The organism is Allobosea sp. GW823-FHT02B03 (assembly GCF_058797755.1).
Window position 1 is genome coordinate 390593 of record NZ_JBXAJY010000007.1, and the last position, 25111, is coordinate 415703.

Annotated in this window: 23 protein-coding genes; 14 read left to right on the plus strand and 9 right to left on the minus strand. The window is 66.2% G+C overall.

Features of this window, described 5'->3' with window-relative positions; all coding sequences use genetic code 11:
• Positions 1-92 precede the first annotated feature (92 nt).
• The 6 genes from AC1REK_RS24635 (at position 93) to groL (ending at position 6449) form a co-directional block, all read left to right on the plus strand.
• Positions 93-908, plus strand: coding sequence for a cytochrome c oxidase subunit II (locus tag AC1REK_RS24635; RefSeq protein ID WP_327522225.1), 816 nt, complete (start codon positions 93-95; stop codon positions 906-908).
• A gap of 62 nt (positions 909-970) precedes the next feature.
• Positions 971-2731 (plus strand): cbb3-type cytochrome c oxidase subunit I, encoded by a 1761-nt coding sequence (locus AC1REK_RS24640; RefSeq protein ID WP_492269583.1) that lies wholly within the window; start codon positions 971-973, stop codon positions 2729-2731.
• Between the two features lie 10 nt (positions 2732-2741).
• Positions 2742-3464 (plus strand): cytochrome c oxidase subunit 3, encoded by a 723-nt coding sequence (locus AC1REK_RS24645; RefSeq protein WP_492269582.1) that lies wholly within the window; start codon positions 2742-2744, stop codon positions 3462-3464.
• A gap of 109 nt (positions 3465-3573) precedes the next feature.
• Positions 3574-4296, plus strand: coding sequence for a heme-copper oxidase subunit III family protein (locus AC1REK_RS24650; protein WP_492269581.1), 723 nt, complete (start codon positions 3574-3576; stop codon positions 4294-4296).
• An 11-nt stretch (positions 4297-4307) separates the two neighbouring features.
• Positions 4308-4667, plus strand: a complete 360-nt coding sequence (locus AC1REK_RS24655) for a cytochrome C oxidase subunit IV family protein (protein ID WP_492269580.1) — start codon at positions 4308-4310, stop codon at positions 4665-4667.
• A gap of 159 nt (positions 4668-4826) precedes the next feature.
• Positions 4827-6449, plus strand: coding sequence for a chaperonin GroEL (gene groL, locus AC1REK_RS24660; protein ID WP_492269579.1), 1623 nt, complete (start codon positions 4827-4829; stop codon positions 6447-6449).
• A gap of 109 nt (positions 6450-6558) precedes the next feature.
• On the opposite strand, the gene AC1REK_RS24665 is transcribed toward groL, so the two are convergent.
• From AC1REK_RS24665 to AC1REK_RS24695, 7 genes are all read right to left on the minus strand, one after another.
• Positions 6559-6753 carry a DUF6494 family protein gene (locus AC1REK_RS24665; RefSeq protein ID WP_316016409.1) on the minus strand — a complete coding sequence of 65 codons (195 nt, stop codon included), beginning with the start codon at positions 6751-6753 and terminating at the stop codon, positions 6559-6561.
• Positions 6754-6927: 174 nt separating this feature from the next.
• A complete protein-coding gene (locus AC1REK_RS24670; protein ID WP_327522231.1) occupies positions 6928-7296 on the minus strand; it encodes a VanZ family protein in 369 nt (122 codons plus the stop codon).
• Positions 7297-7362: 66 nt separating this feature from the next.
• Complete coding sequence (locus AC1REK_RS24675) at positions 7363-8520, minus strand: glycosyltransferase family 4 protein (protein WP_492269826.1); 1158 nt, start codon at positions 8518-8520, stop codon at positions 7363-7365.
• Positions 8521-8785: 265 nt separating this feature from the next.
• Positions 8786-10027, minus strand: a complete 1242-nt coding sequence (locus AC1REK_RS24680; RefSeq protein ID WP_492269578.1) for a glycosyltransferase family 4 protein — start codon at positions 10025-10027, stop codon at positions 8786-8788.
• An 11-nt stretch (positions 10028-10038) separates the two neighbouring features.
• Positions 10039-10809, minus strand: coding sequence for a polysaccharide deacetylase family protein (locus tag AC1REK_RS24685; RefSeq protein WP_492269577.1), 771 nt, complete (start codon positions 10807-10809; stop codon positions 10039-10041).
• Positions 10802-12136 carry an O-antigen ligase family protein gene (locus tag AC1REK_RS24690; protein WP_327522234.1) on the minus strand — a complete coding sequence of 445 codons (1335 nt, stop codon included), beginning with the start codon at positions 12134-12136 and terminating at the stop codon, positions 10802-10804. Before AC1REK_RS24690 ends, AC1REK_RS24685 begins: the two co-directional genes overlap by 8 nt.
• A 13-nt stretch (positions 12137-12149) precedes the next feature.
• Positions 12150-13655: a GumC family protein gene (locus tag AC1REK_RS24695; RefSeq protein WP_492269576.1), complete on the minus strand. Its 1506-nt coding sequence runs from the start codon at positions 13653-13655 to the stop codon at positions 12150-12152.
• A 347-nt stretch (positions 13656-14002) separates the two neighbouring features.
• Between AC1REK_RS24695 and asnB the strand changes: the two genes are divergently transcribed.
• The 4 genes from asnB to nadE are packed head-to-tail and all read left to right on the plus strand — an operon-like array spanning position 14003 to position 18806.
• Positions 14003-15940, plus strand: a complete 1938-nt coding sequence (gene asnB, locus AC1REK_RS24700; protein WP_492269575.1) for an asparagine synthase (glutamine-hydrolyzing) — start codon at positions 14003-14005, stop codon at positions 15938-15940.
• Between the two features lie 24 nt (positions 15941-15964).
• Positions 15965-16231 (plus strand): acyl carrier protein, encoded by a 267-nt coding sequence (locus tag AC1REK_RS24705; protein WP_316016415.1) that lies wholly within the window; start codon positions 15965-15967, stop codon positions 16229-16231.
• 23 nt (positions 16232-16254) lie between these two features.
• Positions 16255-17802 (plus strand): class I adenylate-forming enzyme family protein, encoded by a 1548-nt coding sequence (locus AC1REK_RS24710; protein WP_492269574.1) that lies wholly within the window; start codon positions 16255-16257, stop codon positions 17800-17802.
• Positions 17799-18806: an NAD(+) synthase gene (nadE, locus tag AC1REK_RS24715; RefSeq protein ID WP_492269573.1), complete on the plus strand. Its 1008-nt coding sequence runs from the start codon at positions 17799-17801 to the stop codon at positions 18804-18806. The genes AC1REK_RS24710 and nadE overlap by 4 nt, the downstream gene beginning before the upstream one ends.
• Before the next feature lie 45 nt (positions 18807-18851).
• On the opposite strand, the gene AC1REK_RS24720 is transcribed toward nadE, so the two are convergent.
• The gene (locus AC1REK_RS24720) at positions 18852-19967 is read right to left on the minus strand and encodes a hypothetical protein (RefSeq protein ID WP_492269572.1); all 1116 of its coding nucleotides are present in this window, start codon (positions 19965-19967) and stop codon (positions 18852-18854) included.
• Positions 19964-20689 carry a N5-glutamine methyltransferase family protein gene (locus AC1REK_RS24725; protein ID WP_492269571.1) on the minus strand — a complete coding sequence of 242 codons (726 nt, stop codon included), beginning with the start codon at positions 20687-20689 and terminating at the stop codon, positions 19964-19966. The genes AC1REK_RS24720 and AC1REK_RS24725 overlap by 4 nt, the downstream gene beginning before the upstream one ends.
• A 181-nt stretch (positions 20690-20870) precedes the next feature.
• Here AC1REK_RS24725 and AC1REK_RS24730 point away from each other — a divergent pair, with 181 nt between their 5' ends.
• Genes AC1REK_RS24730 through AC1REK_RS24745 form a run of 4 tightly spaced genes read left to right on the plus strand, consistent with a single transcriptional unit; the run spans position 20871 to position 25107 of the window.
• Complete coding sequence (locus AC1REK_RS24730; RefSeq protein WP_492269570.1) at positions 20871-22193, plus strand: lipopolysaccharide biosynthesis protein; 1323 nt, start codon at positions 20871-20873, stop codon at positions 22191-22193.
• On the plus strand, positions 22183-23337 hold the full coding sequence (locus AC1REK_RS24735; RefSeq protein ID WP_492269569.1) for a GNAT family N-acetyltransferase: 1155 nt from the start codon (positions 22183-22185) through the stop codon (positions 23335-23337). Before AC1REK_RS24730 ends, AC1REK_RS24735 begins: the two co-directional genes overlap by 11 nt.
• A gap of 37 nt (positions 23338-23374) precedes the next feature.
• Entirely contained in the window at positions 23375-24385 is a 1011-nt protein-coding gene (locus AC1REK_RS24740) for a glycosyltransferase family 2 protein (RefSeq protein WP_492269568.1), read from the plus strand.
• A gap of 38 nt (positions 24386-24423) precedes the next feature.
• Positions 24424-25107, plus strand: coding sequence for a class I SAM-dependent methyltransferase (locus AC1REK_RS24745; RefSeq protein ID WP_492269567.1), 684 nt, complete (start codon positions 24424-24426; stop codon positions 25105-25107).
• Positions 25108-25111: the final 4 nt, after the last annotated feature.

Consider the following 25111-nt stretch of genomic DNA (forward strand, 5'->3'; position numbering starts at 1 on the left):
GACTGTAGCTTGCTTTTCTAACGTCGCGACGCGGCCCGGCGCCGCGACGACCAGTGGTCCTGTTCATCGACGCCCCGGCAAGGATGACAGAGATGGCTATCGCGATCGCACTGATTCTGGTTGTGATTGGCTCGGTGGTCTTCCACTTCGTGAGCCCGTGGTGGTGGACGCCGATCGCCTCCAATTGGGGCTATATCGACCAGACCCTGATCATCACCTTCTGGATCACCGGCGCGGTCTTCGCGGCCGTCGTGCTGTTCATGGCCTATTGCGTGATCCGCTTCCGCCATCGCGAAGGCAATCGCGCCGCTTATGAGCCCGAGAACAAGCGGCTCGAATGGTGGCTTGCGATCGGCACCGGCATCGGCGTCGCAGCCATGCTCGCGCCCGGCCTCGTGGTCTGGCATCGCTTCGTCACGGTGCCCGCCGATGCCGCGACGGTCGAGGTCGTCGGCCAGCAATGGCAGTGGAGCTACCGGCTGCCGGGCGCGGACGGAAAGCTCGGCGCCACAGATATCGCCCATGTCACCACGGAGAACCCGCTGGGGATCGCGCCGAACGATCCGCATGGGCAGGATGACGTCATCATCCAGGGCGACCAGCTGCATCTGCCGATCGGCAAGCCGGTCAAGCTGCTGCTGCGCTCGCTCGACGTGCTGCACAATTTCTACGTTCCGGAGTTTCGCGCCAAGATGGACATGATCCCGGGCGTCGTCACCTATTACTGGCTGACCCCGACCCGGCCTGGCACCTTCGAGGCGCTGTGCGCCGAGCTCTGCAGCACCGGCCACGCCTTCATGCGCGGCGGCGTCATCGTCGAGCCCGACGAGAACTACCAGGCCTGGCTGCAACAGCAGAAGACCTTCGCCCAGTTGCAGGCGCCGTCGAGGACGCAGGCGAAGAACTAGGAGCGGCTCCGGGCGGGCCCGAACCGGGTTCGCCGAGCCGGCGGGAGCGGAAAGGTGTCGCGATGGCGGACGTGACGCATGGCGTGGCAGGGCCGGTGCCGACGGTGGGGCATGACGATGTCGAGCTCTACCACCCGAAAAGCTGGATCACGAAGTATGTCTTCTCCCAGGACGCGAAGGTCATCGCGATCCAGTATTCGGCGACGGCGCTGGCGATCGGGCTGGTCGCGCTCGTGCTGTCCTGGCTGATGCGGATGCAGCTGGCCTTTCCCGGCCTGCTCTCCTTCATCGACGCCAACTACTACTACCAGCTCATCACCATGCACGGCATGATCATGGTGATCTATCTGCTGACCGCGCTCTTCCTCGGCGGCTTCGGCAACTACCTGATCCCGCTGATGCTCGGCGCGCGCGACATGGTGTTCCCCTATGTCAACATGCTGAGCTTCTGGATCTATTTTCTCGCCGTGCTGGTCCTCGTCGCCGGCTTCTTCGCGCCGGGCGGGCCGACCGGCGCCGGCTGGACCCTCTATCCGCCCCAGGCGATCCTCGCCAACACCGCCGGCCAGGAATGGGGCATCGTCATCATGCTGGTCTCGCTGATGCTGTTCATCATCGGCTTCACCATGGGCGGGCTGAACTATGTCGTGACCGTGCTGCAGGGGCGGACCCGTGGCATGACGCTGATGCGCATGCCGCTGACGATCTGGGGCATCTTCACCGCGACGGTGATGGCGCTCCTCGCCTTCCCCGCCCTCTTCGTCGGCGCCGTGATGATGCTGCTCGACCGGCTGATCGGCACCAGCTTCTTCATGCCCTCGATCATCGCGATGGGCGAGCGGCTGGCCTACAAGGGCGGCAGCCCGATCCTGTTCCAGCACCTGTTCTGGTTCTTCGGCCATCCCGAGGTCTACATCGTCGCGCTGCCGGCCTTCGGCATCGTCTCCGACCTGATCAGCACCCATGCCCGCAAGAACATCTTCGGCTACCGGATGATGGTCTGGGCGCTGGTTGCCATCGGGGCGCTGAGCTTCGTGGTCTGGGCCCACCACATGTATGTCAGCGGCATGCATCCGGCTTTCGGCTTCTTCTTCGCCACGACGACGCTGATCATCGCCATCCCGACCGCGATCAAGGTCTACAACTGGATCCTGACGCTCTGGCAAGGCGACATCCACCTGACCGTGCCGATGCTGTTCGCGCTCGGCTTCATCGTCACCTTCGTGAATGGCGGGCTCACCGGCCTGTTCCTCGGCAATGTCGTGGTCGACGTGCCGCTCTCCGACACCATGTTCGTCGTCGCGCACTTCCACATGGTGATGGGCGTAGCGCCGATCCTGGTCGTCTTCGGCGCGATCTACCACTGGTACCCGAAGATCACCGGGCGCATGCTCGACGACACGCTCGGCAAGCTGCATTTCTGGGTCACCTTCCTCGGCGCCTACGCGATCTTCTTCCCGATGCATTATATCGGGCTGATGGGGGTGCCGCGGCGCTACCCCGAGATGGGCGCGATGGCGTTCGTGCCGCCCTCGACCGTGACGCTGAACATCTTCATCACCGTGGTCGCGCTGATCGTCGGCGCGGTCCAGCTGATCTTCCTGTTCAACCTGATCTGGAGCCTGAAGCGAGGCCGACCGTCCGGCGGCAATCCCTGGCGCGCGACCACGCTCGAATGGCAGACGCCACAGACGCCGCCCGCCCATGGCAACTGGGGCAAGGAGCTGCCGGTGGTCTATCGCTGGGCCTATGATTACAGCGTGCCGGGCGCCGCCCAGGACTTCCTGCCGCAGAACCAGCCGCCCGAGCCGAGAGCCGCCTAGGGAGCCGGCCATGGTCGCGATCCTCCTCTTCATGATTCTCCTGGCAGGCTTCGCCGGCTGGTGGCTGCTGCGCCAGGGGCTCACCGCCAAGCCCTGGCTGGAGGTCGGCGTCGTCGGCGAGGTGGAATGGACGGGCCCCGCGCCCCGGCCGATCGCCAAGATCGGTCTCGCGGCGTTTCTCGTGGTGGCGGGCTCGCTGTTCGCGCTGCTGATCAGCGCCTATTTAATGCGCCGGGGCATGTCCGATTGGCGCCCGCTGCCGATGCCGCCTGTATTGTGGTTCAGCACCGGCCTGCTGGCGCTGAGCAGCATCGCGCTGCAGACGAGCGTCGTCGCTGCGCGCCGCGGTGAACTCGACGGCATCCGGTCCGGCCTGCTCGCCGCCGGCGTCTCGGCGCTGGCCTTTCTCGCCGGTCAATTACTGGCCTGGCGGGAGCTCGGCGCCGCCGGCTATTTCACTGCGGCCAATCCGGCCGGCGCCTTCTTCTATCTGGTCACCGCCATCCACGGGCTGCATCTGCTCGGCGGGCTGGTTGCGCTCTGCCGGACGACGGTGCGGGCCTTCGCCGTGCCGATGGGCAGCGCACCGGCGACCTGGGGCCGCTTGCAGCTCAGCGTCGAGCTCTGCGCCACCTACTGGCATTTCCTGCTTCTGGTCTGGCTCGTGCTGTTCGCCCTGCTGATGCGCTGGACGGACGATCTGATCGAGATCTGCCGGGCGCTGCTGACTTAGGCGTGAGTGCGACCACGGAGTGAATTACGGGCGGGACGATCCGCCATTTCGACGAGATCCGGGTGCAGGTTGGTGATCATCCGGCTCCCGGCTGCGAGCGAGGCGAGCGATGAACGAGGTCTTGCCGTCCACTGCGCATACCGAAGCCAGGCCTGCTGCGGGCTGGCCGGGCATCGTCTCGGACTGGTCGTCCGATCGTCAGGCCTTCAAGGAGGTTTCCTGGGGGAAGGCCATGATGTGGGTCTTCCTGCTCAGCGACACCTTTGTCTTTGGCAGCTTCCTGATCGCCTACATGACGGTCCGGATATCGACCACCGTGCCCTGGCCCAATCCGAGCGAGGTCTTCGCGCTCGAGATCGCCGGCCACCATCTGCCGCTGATCCTGATCGCGATCATGACCTTCGTGCTGATCAGCAGCAGCGGGACGATGGCGATGGCCGTCAACTTCGGCTACCGGCGCGACCGCCGCAAGACGGCCGCCCTGCTCCTTCTGACTGCACTACTGGGCGCCGCCTTCGTCGGCATGCAGGCCTTCGAATGGTCGAAGCTGATCTCGGAAGGGGTGCGTCCCTGGGAGAACCCCTGGGGCGCCGCGCAGTTCGGCTCGAGCTTCTTCATGATCACCGGCTTCCACGGCACGCATGTCACGATCGGCGTGATCTTCCTGATCATCATCGCCCGCAAGGTCTGGCGCGGCGATTTCGACGACGGGCGGCGCGGCTTCTTCACCAGCCGGCGCGGCCGCTACGAGATCGTCGAGATCACCGGGCTCTACTGGCACTTCGTCGATCTCGTCTGGGTCTTCATCTTCGCGCTGTTCTATCTCTGGTGAGGGAGGCCTCCATGTCGCAACCCACGAGCCCCACCACGGCGCAGGCGCCTCCCCCAAGCGAGGCGCAGCACCATCCGATCAGGCTCTATCTCGTGGTCTGGGTCTGGCTGTTCATCCTCAGCGCCTGCTCCTATCTGGTCGACTATTTCCAGCTCGTCGGCCTGCTGCGCTGGTCGTTGATCCTGCTCTTCATGGCGCTCAAGGCCGGGCTGATCATCGCGGTCTTCATGCACATGGCCTGGGAGCGGCTGGCGCTGAGCTATGCGATCCTGCTGCCGCCGCTCGTGCTGCTGGTCTTCGTCGGCATCATGATCCTCGAGGCGGACTACACGCTTCTCTCCCGGATGACCTTCTTCTCGGCGGGATCGTGAGGCGGTGAGTTTCGGGGCCGGCGCGGGATGCCGGCTCGCCAAGCGAGCGCCTGTCGCATGCGCTCGGGAGCGACGTGATCGGCAGGGACCGGCCAGAAGGAGACTCGCTCGAGGCTCCTGCGCGCGCCGGTACTGCCACCGCCAGAGGAGGGCCCAGCCATGGCTGCGAAGGAACTGAAGTTCTCGTCCGAGGCACGGGAGAAGATGCTGCGCGGCGTCGAAATCCTCGCCGACGCCGTCAAGGTGACGCTCGGCCCGAAGGGTCGCAACGTCGTGATAGAGAAGGGTTTTGGCGCGCCCCGGATCACCAAGGACGGCGTCGCCGTGGCGCGCGAGATCGAGCTCGCCGACAGGTTCGAGAACATGGGCGCGCAAATGGTGCGCGAGGTCGCCGCCAAGCAGCACGATGCCGCCGGGGACGGCACCACGACGGCTACCGTCCTCGCCCATGCGATTGTCAGGGAAGGTGCCAAGGCGGTCGCCGCCGGGATGAACCCGATGGATCTGAAGCGCGGCATCGACATGGCCGTCGGAGCCGCCGTCGCGGATTTCAAGGCGAACGCCAGAAAGGTCACGGCCAATAGCGAGATCGCCCAGATCGGCACCATCTCGGCCAATGGCGACGAGGAGATCGGCAAGATGATCGCCTCGGCTATGAAGAAGGTCGGCAATGAAGGCGTGATCACGGTCGAAGAGGCGAAGACCGCGCTGACCGAGCTCGACATCGTCGAGGGCATGCAGTTCGACCGCGGCTACATCTCGCCCTATTTCATCACCGATGCCGAGAAGCTGCGCGCCGAGCTGGAAGACGCCTATGTGCTGATCCACGAGAAGAAGCTCTCGGCATTGCAGGCCATGCTGCCCTTGCTCGAGGCGGTGATGCAGACCGGAAAGCCGCTGCTGATCATCGCCGAGGATGTCGAGGGCGAAGCCTTGGCGACACTCGTCGTCAACCGGCTGCGGGCGGGGCTGAAGATCGCCGCGGTCAAGGCGCCGGGCTTCGGCGACCGCCGCAAGGCGATGCTCGAAGACATCGCGATCCTGACCGGTGGCACCGCCGTCTCCGAGGATCTCGGCATCAAGCTCGAAACGGTGACGCTCGACATGCTCGGCCGCGCCAAGAAGGTCATGATCGAAAAGGAAAACACCACGATCGTCGGCGGCGCCGGCAGGAAGAAGGACATCGAGGCCCGCATCGCTCAGATCAGGGCGCAGATCGAGGAGACCTCATCGGACTACGACCGCGAGAAGTTGCAGGAGCGGCTGGCCAAGCTCGCCGGCGGCGTCGCGGTGATCCGCGTCGGCGGCGCGACCGAGACCGAGGTCAAGGAGAAGAAGGACCGTGTCGACGACGCCATGCACGCCACACGGGCGGCGGTCGAGGAAGGCATCCTGCCGGGCGGCGGCGTGCCGCTGCTGCGCGCGCTGAAGGCGCTCGCGGCGCTCAAGCCGGCGAATGGCGACCAGCGCACCGGCGTCGACATCGTGCGCCGCGCCCTGCAGGCCCCGGCTCGCCAGATCATCGAGAACGCCGGCGCCGACGGCTCGGTCATCGTCGGCAAGCTGATCGAGAAGAACGACTATGGCTGGGGCTATAACGCCGCGACAGGCGAATTTCAGGACCTGGTCGCGAACGGCGTGATCGACCCCGCCAAGGTCGTGCGCACGGCGCTCGAGGATGCCGCCTCGATCGCCTCGCTGCTGATCACCACCGAGGCCCTGATCGCCGACCTCCCGAGGAAGGAGACGGCGCCGGCAATGCCGGGCGGCATGGACTTCTAGAGCATTTTCGCGCGAAGCGGGCACCGGTTCGCGTGAAGAAAATGCGATAAAACAAAGAATTAGAGCATTTCCGCGATTCAGAGAATTGCGGAAATGCTCCAGCTCCGCGTCACCGGAGTTCGATCGTCGTCTCGACCACGTGCTGGAGCGCGGGAGCATCCTCCGAGGTCAGCGTCATGCGCAGGCGCACGCGTCCTCCTTGAGCCGTGCCGTCGCGCACGATGCGCTCGATCTCCCGCTGCGAGGTCACGCCGACCTCCTTCAGGAACTTGCGGACTGCCATGTTGAAACGGTCTTCATCCATGATCTGCCTCCAGGCCTGAGCACGCAGGACGCGCTCTCGATAGATCGCTTGACGCTCGACCATCCTATCGGGTGCGGATCGGCGATCCATCTCTTTGTCGATCCAACGGATTGCCGTGACATCCGGCCGCGCCGCGAACAGAAGCGACGCGCCGGCGAATGCCGGCTCCGGCGATCAGGAGACGCGCGCGAGCAGGCCGCGAACCCCCGGCAGGAAGCGCATGATCAGCCAGCAGGACGCCACACCGCAGACGCCCCCGGCCAGCTTGACCAGGAGATCACCCAAGCGGGCATGCCGGTCCGGCGAGAGCAGCTGGAAGAACTCGAGCCCGATCGCGACGACCACGACGAACAGCAGCACGGCCGCGATCCGCCTCGGATAGACCGCCGCGAACAGGAAGCCCAGGAGCCCGAAGGCCCCGAAGCGTTCGAGATGGACCGCATGGCCGATTCGCGGGCGCATTTCGAGCGAGGACAGGGTGGCGAAGACGATGAAGGCGAGCAGCAGCCAGGGCAGGACGCGCAAAAGCGCTCTTGAATTCATGATCTGCTCGTCTCCGGTTACGGCGAGCCGGCCTTGTCGCGCGCCCGCGAGCCTGAGGCAAGCAAACTAGTTCATCAGGGTGGAACGGTAGACCTGAAGCGTCTTCTGGGCGACGCTCGGCCAGCTATAGGCCTGCTCGACCTGCAGCCTCTGGATTCGCGCCTGCTCCTCGCTGAGCGGATTCGCCATCTTTATCGCCATCGCTTTCGCGAGGGCGTCGATGTCGCCGAGCGGAAAGTAGTCGTCGGCCGGCAGGGCTAGCGCCTTGTTCGCGGCGATGTCGCTGGCAAGCACCGGCAGGCCCGACGCCATCGCTTCGAGCAGCGCGATCGGCATGCCTTCATGGCTGGATGGAAGGACGAACAGAGCCGCATTGGCGAAGAGCTCCGCAAGCCTGCCGCCGGTCTGGAAGCCGGTCAGCACGACCCCGGGCATGTTCTTCGCCAGAGCCCTCACCTCGCGCGAATAGGGCGTCTCGAACTCCGCATCGCCGGCCAGCACCAGCTGAAATCCGGAGGCGCGGCATTTGGCGAAGGCCTTGATCAGGTCCGGCTGTCGCTTCTCCGGGACGAAACGCGCCGCCATCAGCACATAGCGTTTCGGCTGCAGGCCGAACTCTTCGAGAATCCCGGTCTCTGCGCCGGGCGGCGCGACACTCACGCCATTCGGCACATAGGTGACGGGCGCCGCATAGCGCTCCGCCATGGCCCGAGCGACCTCGCTGGAGACCGCGATCCGGCCGTGCGAAAGGCGCATGCCGAAATACTCGCCGAGCTTAAGCGCGCGCCGGGCAAGCCCCCCCCATTTCTGGCGCTCATAGTCATAGCCGTGATGGGTGACGACGACCCTGAGGCCGAGAAGCCGGGCGAGCGGCACGAGCAGGGCCGGACCAACCGCATGGATGTGCAGGATGTCGGGCCGGCGCAGCGCCGCGAGCCAAACCCCGAGGAAGGTGTGGACGAGGGCTTCGAGCGCCATCCTGCGCGGCGCCCATAGTGGAGAGACGCGAATGCCGTTCCACGAGCCGGAACCGACATGCGGCAGATAGCGGCTGCGGCCGATGACCTCGACATCCCAGCCGCAGGCCGCCAGCTCGCCGGCGAGCATCTCGACATGCTTCTCGACGCCGCCCTGGACGTTGGGGATGCCGCGCAGACCCAGGAAAATGATCCGGCGACGAGGCTCGGGCGTTGCCGCAGCGGAAGCCGATTTACCGGGCGGCATCGCGATGGGAAGACTGGTCATGGTCGCCTCCACCCGTCACGCCCAGTCGAGCCCGGCGTAACGCTGCAAGCCGAACGGCGTTGCAAATGTCCCTCTTCAATCCCGAAAGTTCTCCCTGAGGGCCGGAGAAATCTAGGGCTCGAGACCCTCATGTCTCAAGCTACCAGCAGACATAAGGAAAACAGCCATCCAGCCGCAAGTGAAGCGGCAAGACCGGCGCCATTTTCCATTTGTTAACCTTTACGTCGCGCCCTTCCCTTCAATTTCAGCGGCCGAGCCTGCCGTAAAGGTCGAGCGTCCGGTCGCGATAGGCGGCGGCGGAAAACTCACTCGCGATCCAGTCACGCCCGGCCCGGCCCATCCGCGCGCGATCCGCATCCGACAGCGCCGCCAGATCCGTCAGCCTCTGCGCGAGATCGTCGACATCGCCCGAAGCGCTGAGCAGCCCGGTCTCCCCGTCCCGGATCATTTCCGGAATGCCACCGATCGCAGCGCCGATCACCGGGCGCCCGAGCGCATAGGCTTCGAGGATGCTGATCGGCGCGTTCTCATACCATTCGGACGGGAGAACGAGCGCGCGGGACTGGCCGATCAGACGGTGCAGCTCCTGTCCCGAGAGGTGCCCGACGAAACGCGCATCGGCGCCCGTCCTGACGACGAGGTCGCGAAGCGCCGCTTCCTCCGGCCCGGTCCCGGCCAGAATGAGCCGCTGCCCTGCGCGCGCGGCCGCCTGGATCAGCGTCGCGAGCCCCTTTTCCGGCGCGAGCCGCCCGGCGAAGACGACATAGTCGCCCTCATCCCAAGCCTCGCGAAATCCGTCCACCTCGACGAAATTCGGAATGTAGACGAGCTTCTCGCGCGGCCAGCCCCACTCCACCAGCTTCTCCAGATAGAAGCGGCTGGGAACCACGATGCGGTCGAGCTTGTCGCGGTAGAGGCCGAGCGCCCGGTGCACCATCGTCTCGACCAGGACGAGCCCGCTGAGCGGCACCGAATCCTTGACGCAGCGATGGCGCAGGACGTTGTGGATCCGCCCGCCCTTGCAGTCCTCGCAGACCTTGCCGTCGCGCAGCATCTTGTAGGCCGGGCAGGCGAGCTTCAGATCATGCGCCGTCATCACCACCGGAATCCCGGCATCCTTCAGGGTCGAGAAGATCGCCGGCGAGAGATGGTGGTAGACATTGTGGGCATGGGCGACGGTGGGACGCGCCTGCTCGATCAGCCGCGCGAGATTACGCTGCGCCTCGCGCGAGTAGATGATGCTGGCGGCCTGTGCGACCTTGCGCAGCGGGCTCGTGCGCCGGCCATATTCGATCTCCGAGACGAAATAGCCCGACCATGGCGAGGGCGCATTGTTCTCGTGCTGCATGGCGAAAGGGACGACGTCCCAGCCGAGCTGCGAAAACATCGCCATATGGTCGAAGAAGACGGTCTCCGCGCCGCCGCGGCGATAGAAGTAGTTGTTGATCGCCAGCAGGCGGTTCTCGGCCGGTTGCGCGTTCGACACGGCTTCCCCTTTCACCAGCCTAACCGGTCAAGCACCTGGTCGACCGGCAGGACGGTGCATCCGCGCGCGACCGCATGCGCGACCAGATGCTCGAAGGTCTCGGGCGTGCAGCCATAGGGCGTCGGGCTTGCCGCGATGTCGTGCGTGAAGAAGACGAGCCAGCCGGGCGCCCTCGCCACCTCGTCGATCCACCCTGTCAGGGCTCGCGCCTCCTGCTCCGGCTGGCGGATTTCGACCGCCTTCAGCATGAGCGGGTCGACACGTCCGCGATTGATCGTCTCGCCGGCAGCACGACAACTGCGGAAACGACGCCGGAACTCCGCGCGCGCCAGCGGCCATGCCGAGTTATAGGGAAAGGCGAAATTGGTCGGAGGCCGGGCAATCCCGGCCGCGGCGAGAAAGGCCGCATTGCCGTCGAGATCGCGCGGCAGCTCAGCCCGCGGGACGTCGCGGACCCTGCGATGCGAGAAGGTATGACAGCCGACCTCGTGGCCGCGCTCGGCGAGATCCCGGCAGCCCTCCGGCCCGATCAGCACGCGCTCGGGCTCGACCTGCCCCGAAAGGCCACCGGCGATGTAGAAGGTGCCACGCGCGCCATGTCGTTCGAGGATCGCGGCGCCTTGGTGCAAGGCGCTGTCGGGCACGTCGTCGAAGGTGAAGGAGACCAGCGGGACCTCGGTCTCGAGCATGCGACGGGGACCGGCGAACTTCCAGATCAGCCGGTTCGCCAGCCGGTCGACCTGACCTCCCTTCCCTCCGATCCGTTCGAACAGGCTAGGCATGCACGACATTTCCCTGCGGCTTCGGTTCGGTGGCGGGGGTCAGAGCCGCCGAGGTCTGCAGCAAGAGCCCGTAGATCACGATCAGGAAGGTGAACCAGAGCGGATTGGCGCCTTCGAAGAACAGGCTTTCCAGGCAGGCATGGAAGATCACGTAAAGCCAGATCCTGATGAAGAGCCGGGTAAGATGGCTGTGCTCGCTCGCAGGCTCGATCCGGGAGATGTGATAGAGCGGCATGACGAAGAGCCAGGCCAGGGTCAACAGGAGCCCCGGCACTCCCATCATCAGGATCACTTCGAGATACGAGTTGTGCGCGTGGGCCGCCGCCACGGCCCAGGTCTCGACCGAGCCGCCGCCGTTCACGAGCTGCGAGGTCTGCCAGAAGCCCTTGATGCCATAACCGGTCAGCGGCTGCTCGGCGATCGCGGTGAAGGCCAGGCGCCAGACATCGGCCCGGTTGGTGAAGGTCGCGTCGATGCCGAGCTCGGTGACGAAGTCGCCCAGCGGCCGGATCACAGCCGAGCCGATGGCGAAGAGATTGAACAGCGCGACGCCGCCGATGACGATGGGGAGGCGCAGGATGCGCACCTTCTCGAAAATCCAGGCGACGACCAGCACGGCCGGCAACATCGCGGTCGAGGTCTTCCCGCCGGTGTTGACCAGAAAGACGAAGGCCAGGCAGACAATGACGATGCCGAGCAGGCGCGACCAGACGTTCATGACGAAGAGGCCGAAGAGCGCCATGACCACCATGGCGACGGCAGCGTCATTCTTGTGCCGGAAATGGCCGCGCCACAGGCCGGCATTGGTCTGCTCCAGCGCCTCGGAAGCCTGATGGATCGACAGTGCCGGCTTGAACAGGATGCCATAATACGAGACCGACAGGACGATCAGGCAGCCGATCCCGAGCAGCTTCGCGAAATGCCGCTCGGAGCGCGGCAGCAACAGGAAGATGCTGGCGTTCACCACCGCGATGACGGCCAGGACCATCCCCTTGATGCCCTGGAACGGATAGGCGGAGACGATGATCGAAACGAAGCCCAGCCAGGCAAAGATCAGCGACAGCAAGACGCGCGGCTGAAGGATGATGCGGCGCATCGGGTGGAGCAGGCCGTAACCGAGCATGCACGCGAAGAGCGCGAGCGAGACGAGCTGGTTCAACGCGCTCGAGGCGCGCGCCGACTGGTCGAGAACCACGGCGCCGGAGAGATCAACGAAGGGGTTGAGGGTTATCCAGGAGAAGAGGAAGACCGACAGGAAGAGGAAGGTGCCGACGCGCGCCCTGAACCCGTCCGCCCCGCCCTCCTCATTGTCGATTGCGTCGCGCATCCCGGCGACGCCCTCAGGCGGTCGCGAGCCGCGGATCGCGCAGATAGCGCCACGCGCCGCGCCCCAGGGCGATCGAGACGCCGAGGAGAAGACCGAGGAAGACCGCCGCACCGAGCAGGATAAGCGTCCGCGGCGGCCAGCTACGCGCCTTCGGCGGGACTGGCCGCGAGATGACCCGGACATTGCTGGTGTCGATCTGCTGGCGTTCGCTGATCTGCTGCGTCCGCGCGAGATGGGTTTCGTAGAGCGCGGCCTTGGCCCGTGCGTCGCGCTGCAGGTCGCGCAGCTGGACCTGCTCCTCATTGTCGCTGAAGACGTTCGACTTTTCGTCACTCGCCTTGCTGCGCAACGTCGCAAGGTTCGAGCGCTCCCGCTCGAATTCCGCCCTCGCCCCGTCGAGAATGCGACGTGCCTCGCGCACCAGCGCCGCCTCGATCGCCTGCTGCTCGGAGAGCGCCGTGACCATCTGGGGGTGCCGCGTGCCGAAGATCGCCCTGATCGATCCGATCTGCTGCTGGAGCTGGTTGAGCTGCGCCCGCAGGCTGACCATGGTCGCGGAATCGAAGATCGCCGCGCTGGTGGTCCGCCGTTCGGCGATCGCAGCGCTCATCTGCCGGTAGCGCGTCTCAGCCTGGATGAAGCGCTGCTGGGCATCGAGCACCTGGGTGTTGAGCTCGCTCGAAAGCCGGGCACTGACCGGCTCGCCATTGTTCAGCTGCAGCCCTTTCGAGCGGCGGAAATCCTCGACCCGCTGCTCGGCCTCGGTGACGTTGCGGCGCAGCTCGTCCAGGCGGTTGTTGAGGTTCTTCACCACCCGGCCGGCGCTTTCAGCGGAGGACTGGAAAAGCTCCGCCTCGAAGGCGTCGACGATGGCGTTGGAGATCACCACCGCCTTTTCGGGATCCTCGGCCCAGAAGCGCATCACGACGACGAAGGAGCGCTCCTCGCGACGCGCGTCGACCCTCTCCGACAGGGCGCGCATCACCGCCAGCCGGTTGTCGCGGGCGACCTCTGCCGGCGAGATCAGGTTCCAGAGAGGCGTCAGCAGGCCCGGTTTGACGAATTCGGGATCATTGGTCAGGTCGAGCTTGTCGATCACGCGCGAGAGGACATTGCGCGACGTCAGGATCCGGAGCTTGCTCTCGACTTCCAGAAGCTGCGCGTCGCGCTGCGGGTTGGAGGTGAAGACGTCGTCCCGCACGACATTGAGGTTGGACGGGTCGATCAGGATGTCGGTGAAGACGGTGTAGCGCGGCGGCGTCGTGGCGGCGTAGAGGAGCGCGCCGACGAGGCAGACGACGATGGCTCCGATGATCCAGCCGAGGCCGTCGCGAAGCCAGGCGAGGACGTCATCGACCCCGATACGCGCGAGCTGGCCGATGCGCGCGAGCGGGCTTCTGCTCGCAACCGCCGCCGTGCCGTCGGAACCGACCACGAAATCGGCGGCCGTCCTGGCGCCGCGGCTCTGGCCGACGGGTCGAGGCGTCTGACGCTGCTCCGACTCCTTCGGCCCGTACATTACGCTTCGCCCTCGGTACGCAACTCAAGACGGAAGAGACGCACCTGCCTCCCGCAACTCTGCCCCAGAGCTAGGCATACCCCCCTGAACATTGCGTTAATCCAGTAGGAGACACGGCGAGGACAGCAGGGGCGGCCGAGCGTATCGCCGGCCTCTCGGACGGCATCGGCGGGCGCCGCGATGCCGGCTTGCAAATTGTCAGACGCGTCTGTTGCAGCCTTCCCTTGCGCTTTCCGGCCTTCCAAAATTTACCATCCGCGTGAATATCCGGCGACGTTAACGCCTGCCCCCGTTCGGCTGGCTATAATTCCAAGAAGAGTTCGCCGGACTTTCGGAAACATCTCGGTATGTGTGGTTTCGTTGGCTATTTCGGCCCCGGCCGGGATGGAAGAGATCTTCTTGGGAGGATGACGGCCGCGATCGCCCATCGCGGCCCCGACGCGCAGGGCTTCTTTGCGGCTGATGATGCCGGCCTCGGCCACGCCCGGCTCTCCATCGTCGGCCTCGGCGACGGCCAGCAACCGATGTCGGATGCATCAGGCGAACTGACGATCGCCTTCAACGGCGAGATCTTCAACTATGTTGAGCTGCGCGAAGAGCTGCAGGCCAAAGGCCGCCGCTTCCGGACGACCAGCGACACCGAAGTGATCCTGCATCTCTATGACGAGATGGGTGAGGACTGCCTCTCGCTCCTCAACGGCGATTTCGCCTTCGCGATCTGGGATGCCCGCCGGCGGCGTATGTTCCTCGCCCGCGACCGCATGGGCGTCAGGCCGCTGTTCTACACGCGCCAGGGCGAGCGCTTCTATTTCGCCTCCGAGGTCAAGGCGCTGCTCCAGGTGCCCGGGGTGAGCGCGGAGATCGACCCTGTCGCCCTCGACCAGATCTTCACGCTTTGGGCGCCGATCGCGCCGCGCACGGCCTTCCGCGACATCAGCGAGCTCGAGCCGGCACACCTGATGATCGTGCAGGATGGCCGCGTCTCGACCCGGCCCTATTGGAGCCTGGACTATCCCGACGGCGACGCTCCCTCCCGACACAAGGACGAGCGCGAAGCCGCCGAGGAGCTGCGCGCCCTGCTGACCGAAGCGACACGCATCCGCATGCGGGCCGACGTGCCGGTCGGCTCCTATCTCTCGGGCGGACTCGATTCCTCGATCACCTCGGCGCTCGCCGCCGGCATGGTTCCGGGCGGGCTACGGACCTTCTCCGTCACCTTCGACAGCGCCGAGCATGACGAGAGCGAATTCCAGCTGGAGATGGCGCGCGCGCTCGGCACGCAGCACAGCGCGGTCGCCTGCCGCGAGGGCGATATCGCCACGGTCTTCCCCGATGTCATCCGCTTCACCGAGCGGCCGATCATCCGGACGGCCCCTGCCCCGCTGTTCAAGCTCTCCGGGCTGGTGCGCGAGGCCGGGCTGAAAGTGGTGCTGACCGGCGAAGGTGCCGACGAGGTCTTTGCCGGCTACGATATCTTCAAGGAGAACCGGGTGCGCCGCTTCTGCGCGCGGCAGCCGGGCTCCCGCATCAGGCCGCATCTCTTCCGCAAGCTCTATCCCTATCTACCCGGCCTGCGGCAGCAGTCGGCGGAGTATCTTGCCTCCTTCTTCGGCGCGAACGGCCACGCCCTCAGCGACCCCTTGTATTCGCACCGGCCGCGCCTCGACGGCACGGCGGCGACCAAGCTGTTCTTCTCGGGTGATCTGCGGGCGAGCCTCGCGAACTACGACGCCGCCGACGAGATGGTGTCGCGCCTGCCGGAAGCGTTCGCGCGCTGGCACCCGCTGCACCAGGCGCAGTACCTGGAAGCCCGTTTCCTGCTGCCCGGCTACATTCTCTCCAGCCAGGGCGACCGCATGGCGATGGCCCATGGCATCGAAGGCCGCTTCCCTTTCCTCGACCACAAGCTGGTCGAGTTCGCCGCCGGGCTGCCACCCGAGATGAAGCTGAAAGGCCTCGTCGAGAAGCACATCCTGCGGGAGGCGACCAAGGACCTGCTGCCGCCATCGATCGGCAAGCGCAGCAAGCAGCCCTATCGCGCGCCCGACAGCGCCTCCTTCGTCGGAGCCGGCGCCGCCGACTATGTCGAGGCCGCGCTCAGCGAGACCGCGATCGGCGAGAACGGCCTCTTCAACCCGAAGGCGGTGGCGAAGCTGCACGAGAAATGTCGCACGCGACCCGCTTCCGGCTTCCGTGACAACGCGGCTTTCGTCGGCATCCTGTCCACACAGCTCTGGCTCAAGACCTTCACCGGCGCGGGCAGCCAGAGCTCGAAAGCCGCCTGACATCTCTTCAGAAAAGGAACTGACATGACCGATACGATCAGGGATGCGGTGAAGGCCTTCGTCATCGAGAATTTTCTGTTCGGCGATACCAGCAACCCGCTCGCCGACACGGACTCGCTGATCGAGAACGGCATCATCGATTCTACCGGCGTGCTCGAGCTCGTCGCCTTCATCGAGGATCGCTACGGCATCACCGTCGCCGATGCCGACATCATGCCGGCCAATCTCGACTCCCTCGCGCGCATCACGGCCTTCATCGCCTCGAAGACCGCGGCGCCCGCATCGGCGTAACAGGCAGGCGGGATATCGGGCAGATGCGGGTCGAGCACTTCGTCATCAACAGCGCCAGGGCGCATGGCGCCAAGATCGCGCTGGTCTCCGGCGGGAAGCGGCTGGCCTATGCCGAGCTGGACGCGCTTTCCAGCCGGCTCGCAGCGGCGCTCGCCGCAAACGGGGTGAAGCGCGGCGACCGCGTGCTCGTCTTCATGGACAATTGCTGGGAAGCAGCCGTCTCGATCTTCGCGATCCTCAAGGCCGGCGCGACCTTCAGCCCGATCAACGCCTCGACCAAGGCCGACAAGCTCGCCTACATCATCGACGATTGCGAGGCCGCCGCGATCCTGACCCAGGCCAGGCTGATGCCGGTCGTGACACAGGCGCGCGCGGCCAGCGCCGGGCGGCCGCTCTTCGTCGCCTCGACACAGGCCGTAGCCGATCAGACGCCGGAGGGAGCGGTCGCCTTCGAGGATTGCCTCAAGGCCGAGCCGACCCCGGTCGCGCATGGCGGAATCGACATCGATCTGGCGATGCTGATCTACACGTCGGGCTCGACCGGCCGGCCCAAGGGCGTGATGATGACCCACCGCAACATCGATGCGGCGGCGGAATCGATCACCACCTATCTGCAGAACAACCCGGACGACATCATCCTCAACGTGCTGCCGCTGGCCTTCGACTATGGGCTCTACCAGCTGCTGATGGCGATGCGGCTCGGCGCGACCCTCGTCCTCGAGAAGTCGTTCGCCTTCCCGCAGGCGATCTTCGAGCGCATCCGCACCGAAAGGGTCACCGGCTTCCCGCTGGTTCCGACCATGGCAGCGCTGGTCCTGCAGATGCGTGACCTCGAATCCGGCTTCCTGCCGAGCCTGCGCTACATCTCGAACACCGCCGCGGCCCTGCCGCCGGTGCATATCGCCCGGCTGCGCGAGCTTCTCCCCGGCGTGCGGATCTATTCGATGTACGGGCTCACCGAGTGCAAGCGCTGCACCTATCTGCCGCCGGAAGAGCTCGACCGCCGACCCGGCTCAGTCGGCATCGCGATCCCCAACACCGAAGCGCTCGTCGTCGACGACGACGGCAATCGCGTGCCGCCGGGCGTTGCCGGCGAGCTCGTCATCCGCGGCCCGCATGTCATGCAGGGCTACTGGCGCAATGACGCGGCGACCACGCAGATGCTGCGCGCGGGCCCGAACCCGTGGGAGAAGCGGCTGCATACGGGCGATCTCTTCCAGACCGACGCGGACGGTTTCCTCTATTTCGTCGGCCGCAAGGACGACATCATCAAGACGCGTGGCGAGAAGGTCGCTCCCAAGGAGGTCGAGACCGTCCTGCATGCCCATCCCGGTATCGCCGAGGCCGTAGTGATGGGCATTGCCGATCCGGTGCTCGGCCACGCCATCGCGGCCCTCGTGGTCCGTTCGGACGAGAGCCTGAGCGAACGCGACATCATCCGGCACTGCGCCGCCCATCTCGAGGACTTCATGGTGCCGAAGATCGTGGAATTCCGCAGCGAACTGCCAAAGACCGACACCGGGAAAGTCAGCCGCAGGCTGGCCGCCGAAACGCTGGGAGCCGCCGAATGAACATCGCTCCTGCCCCGGAAAGCCTCGCCTTCTCGGCTGAGACGCTGAAGATCGACGGTGCGGCCGAGATCGAGCGCATCGTCGCCGGCCTGCGCGCGCAATTGCGCGTCATGCGCAAGCGCGGGCTGGTGCTCGGCCTGTCCGGCGGCATCGATTCCAGCGTCTCGGTGGCGCTGGCGGTGCGCGCGGTCGGCGCGAAGAACGTCTTCTGCCTGTTCATGCCGGAGAACGATTCCGATCCCGAGAGCCTCAGGCTCGGCCGGCTGGTCGCCGAGACCTTCGGCGTCGCGGCCGTGGTCGAGGACATCGGGCCGACGCTGCAAGCGATGGGTTGCTATGAGCGGCGCGACGGCTTCATCAGGGAGCTGGTGCCGGAATACGGGCCCGGCTGGGCCTCGAAGATCGTGATCGCCAACTCGCTCGCGGGCGAAGGCTACAACATCTCCTCGCTGGTGGTGCAGGACCCGGAAGGCAAGCGCACCAAGCTGCGCATGCCGCCCGCGGTCTATCTTGGAATCGTCGCCGCGACCAACATGAAGCAGCGCACCCGCAAGCAGATCGAGTACTACCACGCCGACCGGCTGAACTTCGCCGTACTCGGCACGCCGAACCGGCTGGAGTACGATCAGGGCTTCTTCGTCAAGAACGGCGACGGCGCGGCGGACGTCAAGCCGATCGCGCATCTCTACAAGAGCCAGGTCTATGCGCTCGCCGCCGATCTCGGCATCCCCGAGGAGATCCGGCGCCGGCCACCGACCACCGACACCTATTCGCTCGAGCAGACGCAGGAGGAGTTCTACTTCTCCCTGCCCTATGACCGCATGGATCTGTGCCTTTACGGCCTCAACAGCGGTCTCTCGGCCGAACAGGTCGGCGCTGCCGCGAAGCTGAGCACGGTCGAGGTCGAGCGCGCCTGGGCAGACATCGCAGCCAAGCGCCGGGCGACGCGCTATCTGCATCTCGAGCCGCAACTTGTCGAAGCGGTGACGGAGATCGCCGGCTGAGACCGGACGCGCCGGCGCGGGCGATCGCCGCGTCGGTCCGGCGCGCTATTCGAAGCGCCCGCCGACCAGCCGGCTCCAGCTCTCGCCCGCCATCCCGTTGAAGAAGCCCTGGCCCGCGAGGAAGGCGTCGACCAGCGCCTGCTCGCGCGCATGCACGACGGTCGAGGCGAGATGGGTGAAGGCGATGCGGCGCCCGAGCATCGCCCCCAGCAAGGCAGGCTGCGTGCGTCCGCGTAATCCGGCGGCGCCGCGCTGCGCCGCATGCCCGATCAGACAGTCGATGACGGGGCCGGCCTGACCCGGCGCGGTCAGTATCTGCAGGACGCGCGCGATCCCGCCGGGACGCAGATGGTAGAGGAAGGCGCCGATCGGCATCCCACCTGGCGTCGAGACCGAGGCGAGCACCGCCTCGCCATGTTCCGGCTTGCCGGTGGCTTCGGCGACGATGTGTGCGAGCTGCTCGGCGCTCCAGTCCGGCCGAAGCGCGAACTGCCGGGTTAGCGGCTCGACGAGCGCCGCAAAGCCGGCCTGATCGATCTCGGCGACCTTGAGGCCGCCCTTGACCGCCCAGCTCTCCGGCACGCCGGACCAGCGCAGGTCGTTCTCCTGCATCCTCCCGCGCAGACGGCGATCGATGACCCCGGCGAGCGGGGAAAGCAGCCGCACCGCGCCCACACGGCTGGATGCGAGCTCCATCATGAAGGCCGAAGGCCGGATGATGCGTACCCAGTCGAGACTGTATTCCGGCAGCGCCACGCCGCGCAGCCTCGTCCACATCTGCGCCGAGACCTCGCTCGCCGTCTCGCTGAAGGAGAGATCCTGCGGCCCGGCCAGGAAGGTCTTGAGGAGTCTGGCGCCGGCCATCGGATCGCTACCCCGGCGCTCGACCATGAGCGATCCACAGATCGCCGCGCGCAGCTTGCGGCCATCATGGCTCATCGGCAGGGCATTGACGCCGATGAAGCCGGAAATGTCGCCGTCGCCGGAGACATGGACGAGCGGCCTGATCTCGGAATCGTAGCCCGGCGCTTCGAGATAATGGAGTGCCAGATGGGTGGCGAGCGCCGCGGGCGGCGGCGCATCGCTGTTGCGGAACACGCGCTGGAAGAGCCCTGCGACCGCCGGAATATCGGCGGCCTCCAGCGGGCGGACCAGGCTCATGCCGACCGCCCCGCCGCCTCGCCGGCGACCGGCGCAGCAACGCGCTTCCGGACCAGCGCGACCCGCGGCGTTCCAGCCTCGTTCTGGGCGAAGCGCACGGGCTCGTAGGCCTTGGCGCGGGCGATCAGTGCCGCCGCCTGACGATCCTGGCCTTCACCGAACTCGAACAGCAGCCAGCCACCCGGCTTCAGGAACTCAACGGCATCGCGGATCACGCGCTGATGGATCGAGATGCCGTAGGGCCCGCCGTCGAAGGCCTCGCGCGGCTCTGCCGCGAGCAGATGCGCGCTCTCGCCCTCGAGACGGGCGGTCGAGATATAGGGCGGATTGCAGACGATCAGGTCGACCGTGCCGACGAGGCTATCGTCCGCCAATGCATCGAAGAGGTCGCCCTGCCGGATGGTCACCTGATCCTGGACGCCAAGGCGCTCGGCATTGCGGCGGGCGAGCGCGACCGTGCTGTCGGTCAGGTCCGCTCCCCAGATGCGGGCGGAAGGAATTTCGCTGGCGATCGACAAAGCGAGATTGCCGGAGCCGCAGCACATGTCGACCACCATCTGTCCCGGCGGCTGCTCGCGCAGGATCGCGACGGCGCTTGCCCCGAGCAGCTCGGTCTCCTGCCGCGGCACGAGGACGTCCGGAGCGAGTTCCAGCTCGATATTCATGAAGCGCTGCATGCGAGGCCCGTTCTGGCCCATAGGATCGACTGCTTGGCCCGACATCGGGACTCCTTCCGTCGCTGGACGGCTGTGACGCGCGGCACGCTACTCCAGCGCGGGTAAACACCTGCTGAAACGCAGCTGCGGTGTTAACTGCGCCCTTATTTTTGCCTGCTACAGACGCCGCTGCGATGGTAGGTCCATCGTGGCGGCCTCGTTCGGTCGATGTCTAAGGCGGGAGAGGATGGCTCCGGGCAACGCAAGAGGATCGGGCAGTCGCGGAGCCCTGCTCCCGATGCTGATGTCCTATGCCGCCTCCGGCGGCAGCCTTGTCATCAGCTCGGCCGCGCAGCTCCTGACCTTCGCGATCCTCGCCCGCTTTCTCGGCGTCCACGAATTCAGCCTGTTCGTCGCGATCACGGCGATCTCGAACATCGCGGTCCATATGTGCGGCCTCGGCGCGATGGAGTGCCTCGTCCGGCGGGTCGCCCGCGATCGGTCGATGTACCCGGTCATGCTCGGCCACAACCTGATCCTGACGGCGGCCAGCGGCGTGGCCCTCGTGCTGATCGGCGCGGTCCTGCTGCCCTTCTTCTTCACGCTGTCCCCTGATCCGGCGACGAACGTCGCCGTGATCACGCTGATGCTCGCGACCAACATCGTGCTGGTCCGCGTCATCGTGCTGGCCGAGCAGATCTTCATCGCCCATTCCGACTTCGCTTCGGCGAACACAGTCGTGGTCGGCTTCGCTTTGGCGCGGACCGCTGCCGCGGGCCTCGCCTGCCTCGTCTTCGGCGTCGCCAGCATCGCATCCTGGGCGATCTGGCAGTTCGCCTGCCATGTCCTCGTCGCCCTCGTCTGCTGGCGTGCCCTGCGCGGGCTCGGCCGTCCGGAATACCGGCTGGTGCGCGAGGAATTGCCGCTCGGCCTCTATTTCAGCGTGCCCTTCATCCTGCGTGCGGTGCGCCAGAACGCCGACCTGCTCGTGCTCAGCCTCGTCGCAACCGCCGAGATCGTCGCGAGCTACAGCGTCGCCCGGCGCATGCTGGAGAGCAGCTATCTCTCGGTCGAGGCTCTCAACCGTCTCGTCTATCCCGGCTCGGCCCGGGCGACGGTGGAAGGGTTGCAGCATGCCATGCCGCGGGTCCGCAAGGTTCTGGTCGCGGCCACGCTGATCAGCATCGCTGCGGCGGTCGCCGTCTTCGTGCTGGCGCCGGTCCTGCCCTTCCTCTTCGGCCAGGGTTATGTCTCGCTCGTCTCCTTCGTCAGGATCCTCTGCTGGGCGGTCATCCCGCTGGCGATCTGGGCTGTGGCGATGGAAGCGCTCGGCGCATCGGGCCACCAGCCGACCCGCGCCGCGGTGATGGGCCTCGGCAGCGTGCTGGGCGCCGCGCTCGCCGCAGTCGCGACCTGGTATGCGCCGCCGGCCGGCACCTTCGTCTCGTTCTACGTCATCGAGATCGCCATGGTCGCCGCATCCTGGACCGCCTTGATGAGGATCGTGCGCCGGGACCGGGAGCGGGCGACCGAGCAGGAACCCGGAGCCGGGATGGCGCATGGACGCTGAGTTGCGAGACGATCTGCGCCCCTCCTCCCCGGCCCGCGACGAAGCGGCATCCCGCGTCGGCGGCGTTCGGCCTATGGCGCGCAGCGATGTTCCGGCGGTAGCGAAGCTGTTCGCGCGGAGCTTTCGCGACGGCAAGGGCGCGGTCGCGCCCGATCTCGAAGCCTATCTGGAAACCGTCTTCTTCGGCAGCCCGCATTACCGGCCGGAGCATGGCAGCATCGTCCATGACAGCGGCGCCGGCGGCGTGACCAGCGCCATCCTCGCCATTCCCATGGAATTCACGGTCCATGGCCGCAAGGTGATCGCCAAGCTGCTCTGCGCCTTCATGGCGGAGGGGAAAGAAGGCGCCGCCGGCGCGGCGCGCCTCGCCCGCCAGATGCGGGCCGCCAAGCAGGACATGTGCTTCTCGGACAATTCCTCGCCGGTCAGTGCCGACCATTGGGTGGCGGGAGGCGGCGTCGTCCTGCCGATCCAGAGCCTCGAATGGCATCGCTCCTTCCGGCCGCTCTCGGCCGGGGCCATCAACTGCAGCCGGCATCTCCCGGCCCTGCGCTCCCGTCCCATCCTCCACCTGTTGGGGCGGATCGATGATGTTCTGCGTCGACGGAGGCCGTCGCTGGTCCCGCCCGCGCCATCAGGTTGCCGAACCATCGAAACGAGCGTGGATGCGTTCTTCGCCTGCGCCGGCCCGATGACGGAGCGCTTCTCGATCCGTCCGACCTGGTCGAGGCTCGAATTCGATTGGCTGCACGGGGTGGCCGCGCTGAACAACGGCCTCGGGACGCTGCAGGTTCGCAGCGTCGTCGACGAGAGCGGCCGCACGATCGGCGCCTTCCTCTTCTTCGGGAAGAGCAAGCTCGAGGCGACGGTGCTGAACGTGCTCTGCGAAGCCGGCCGGGAATTCGAGGTGGTCGGCCAGATGTTCTCGCATCTGGATGCCGAGGGCTATGTGCGGGCCAGCGGCATAGCGCAGCCTTTCATGATGAACGCGATCTCACGGCAGCGCCGCCTCTCATTCAAGCATCGCGGCTATTTCTGCATGGTCACGCGCCATGCCGAGATCAAGGAGGCCGCGCTGCACAACGATATCTATATCGGCGGCCTGGCCTCGGAGAGCTGGAGCAGGCTGCTCACCGACTTCTGACGCCCTCGCGCAGATCGTATCGATACCGGAGACCCGATTGGCCGTTTCGATCATCATCAAGACCCTGAACGAAGAGAAGCGCATCGCCGCGACGATCGAGAGCGCCCTGGCGGGGCTCGGCGAGGTGCAGGGCGAGGTGATCATCGCCGATAGCGGTTCGTCCGACCGCACCATCGAGATCGCCTCGCGCTATCCGGTCCTGGTCGTCCAGATCGTTGCGCCGGCCCGGCCGAGCTGCGGGATCGGGCCGCAGCTCGGATTTCAGCATTCCCGCGGCGAGCATATCTGCCTGCTCGACGGCGACATGCTGCTCGATCCCGGCTTCCTGCCTGAGGCGGTCCGCTTCCTGGAAGAAAACCCCTCGGTCGCGGGCGTCACCGGCCATGTCGAGGAGAAGCTGGTCGCCTCGCTCGAATATGCGCGCAGGGTCCAGCGCAGCAGTTCCCAGTACGGCACCGGCACGGTCGACCGGATGAATGGCGGCGGGCTCTACCGGCGCAGCGCCATCGAGCAGGCCGGCTATCTCTCGGATCGCAACCTGCATGGCCATGAGGAGTTCGACCTCGGCGTGCGCCTGCGCAGCGCCGGCTGGCAGCTGCACCGGCTCGACCGGCGCTTCGTCCAGCATTTCGGCCATACGGTGAACTCCTACCAGCTGCTCCTGCGGCGCTGGAAGAACAAGTACCTGCACGGCGTCGGCGAATTGCTGCGAGCCTCGCTCGGCAAGCCCTATTTTTTCCAGATGCTGCGCGAGCTCCCCGAGCTCAAGCTATGGAGCGCGGTCTATCTCTGGTGGGCGCTCTGCATCGCCATCCTGCTGTTCCTACCGCACAAGTGGCTGGCCCTCGGACTGGTGCTCGCGGTTCTCGCCGGCATGATCGGGCTGATGAGCCTGCGCAAGGGCGGACTGAGCATGGGGCTCTACACCGTCACCGCCTGGTTCTTTCATGCCGCGGCGCTGCCCGTCGGCTTCCTGCGGCAGCGGCTCCCGCCGGCTGCGCCGATCGAAAGCCGCATCCTCCACAAGCCTTCGCAAACGGCGGCCTGACGCGCGCCGCGCCACAAGCATCTCAGGAAAGCCCCTTCATGACCGATGACAGCGTGAAGAAGACCGTTTCGCTCTGGGACCGGATCGTGCACTCGTCCTCGGAGTACTTCCGCAGGAAGCGCGGCGGCCTGTTCCGCGAGGCACTCCCCGACTTCACATCGCTCAAGGTCTGCGATGTCGGCGGCTCGCGGCATTTCTGGGAGAAGCTCGACCCGGCCGACGTTCCCAGGGACCTGACATTGGTCAACATCCGCGACGACGGGCAGGCGCGCTCGTTCACCGGCTCATACGGCCACGTCAAGGTCATCGTCTATGACGGCGACCGCCTCCCCTTCGAGGACAAGGCGTTCGACGTAGCAGTCTGCAACTCGGTGATCGAGCATGTGCCGCCGGCCAAGCGAGCCAATCTGATGCGCGAGATCAACCGGGTCTCGAACTACTATTTCGTCCAGACGCCGGCCTATGTCTTCCCGATCGAGCCGCACTTCTTCTGCCCCGGCCTGCACTGGCTGCCGCGCTCGGTCGCCCGCCATGCGGTCCGGCTGTCGCCCTGGCGCTTCCTGTCGAAGCCGTCCGAGGAGCATATCCGGGAGTATTTCGAGGAGATCCAGATCCTGACGCTGAAGGAGTTCCGCTCCTACGCGCCGGAGGCGAATCTGGTCCGGGAGAAGATCGCGGGCCTCACCAAATCCTACATCCTGCACGGTCCTTCGCGGCCCTGAGACG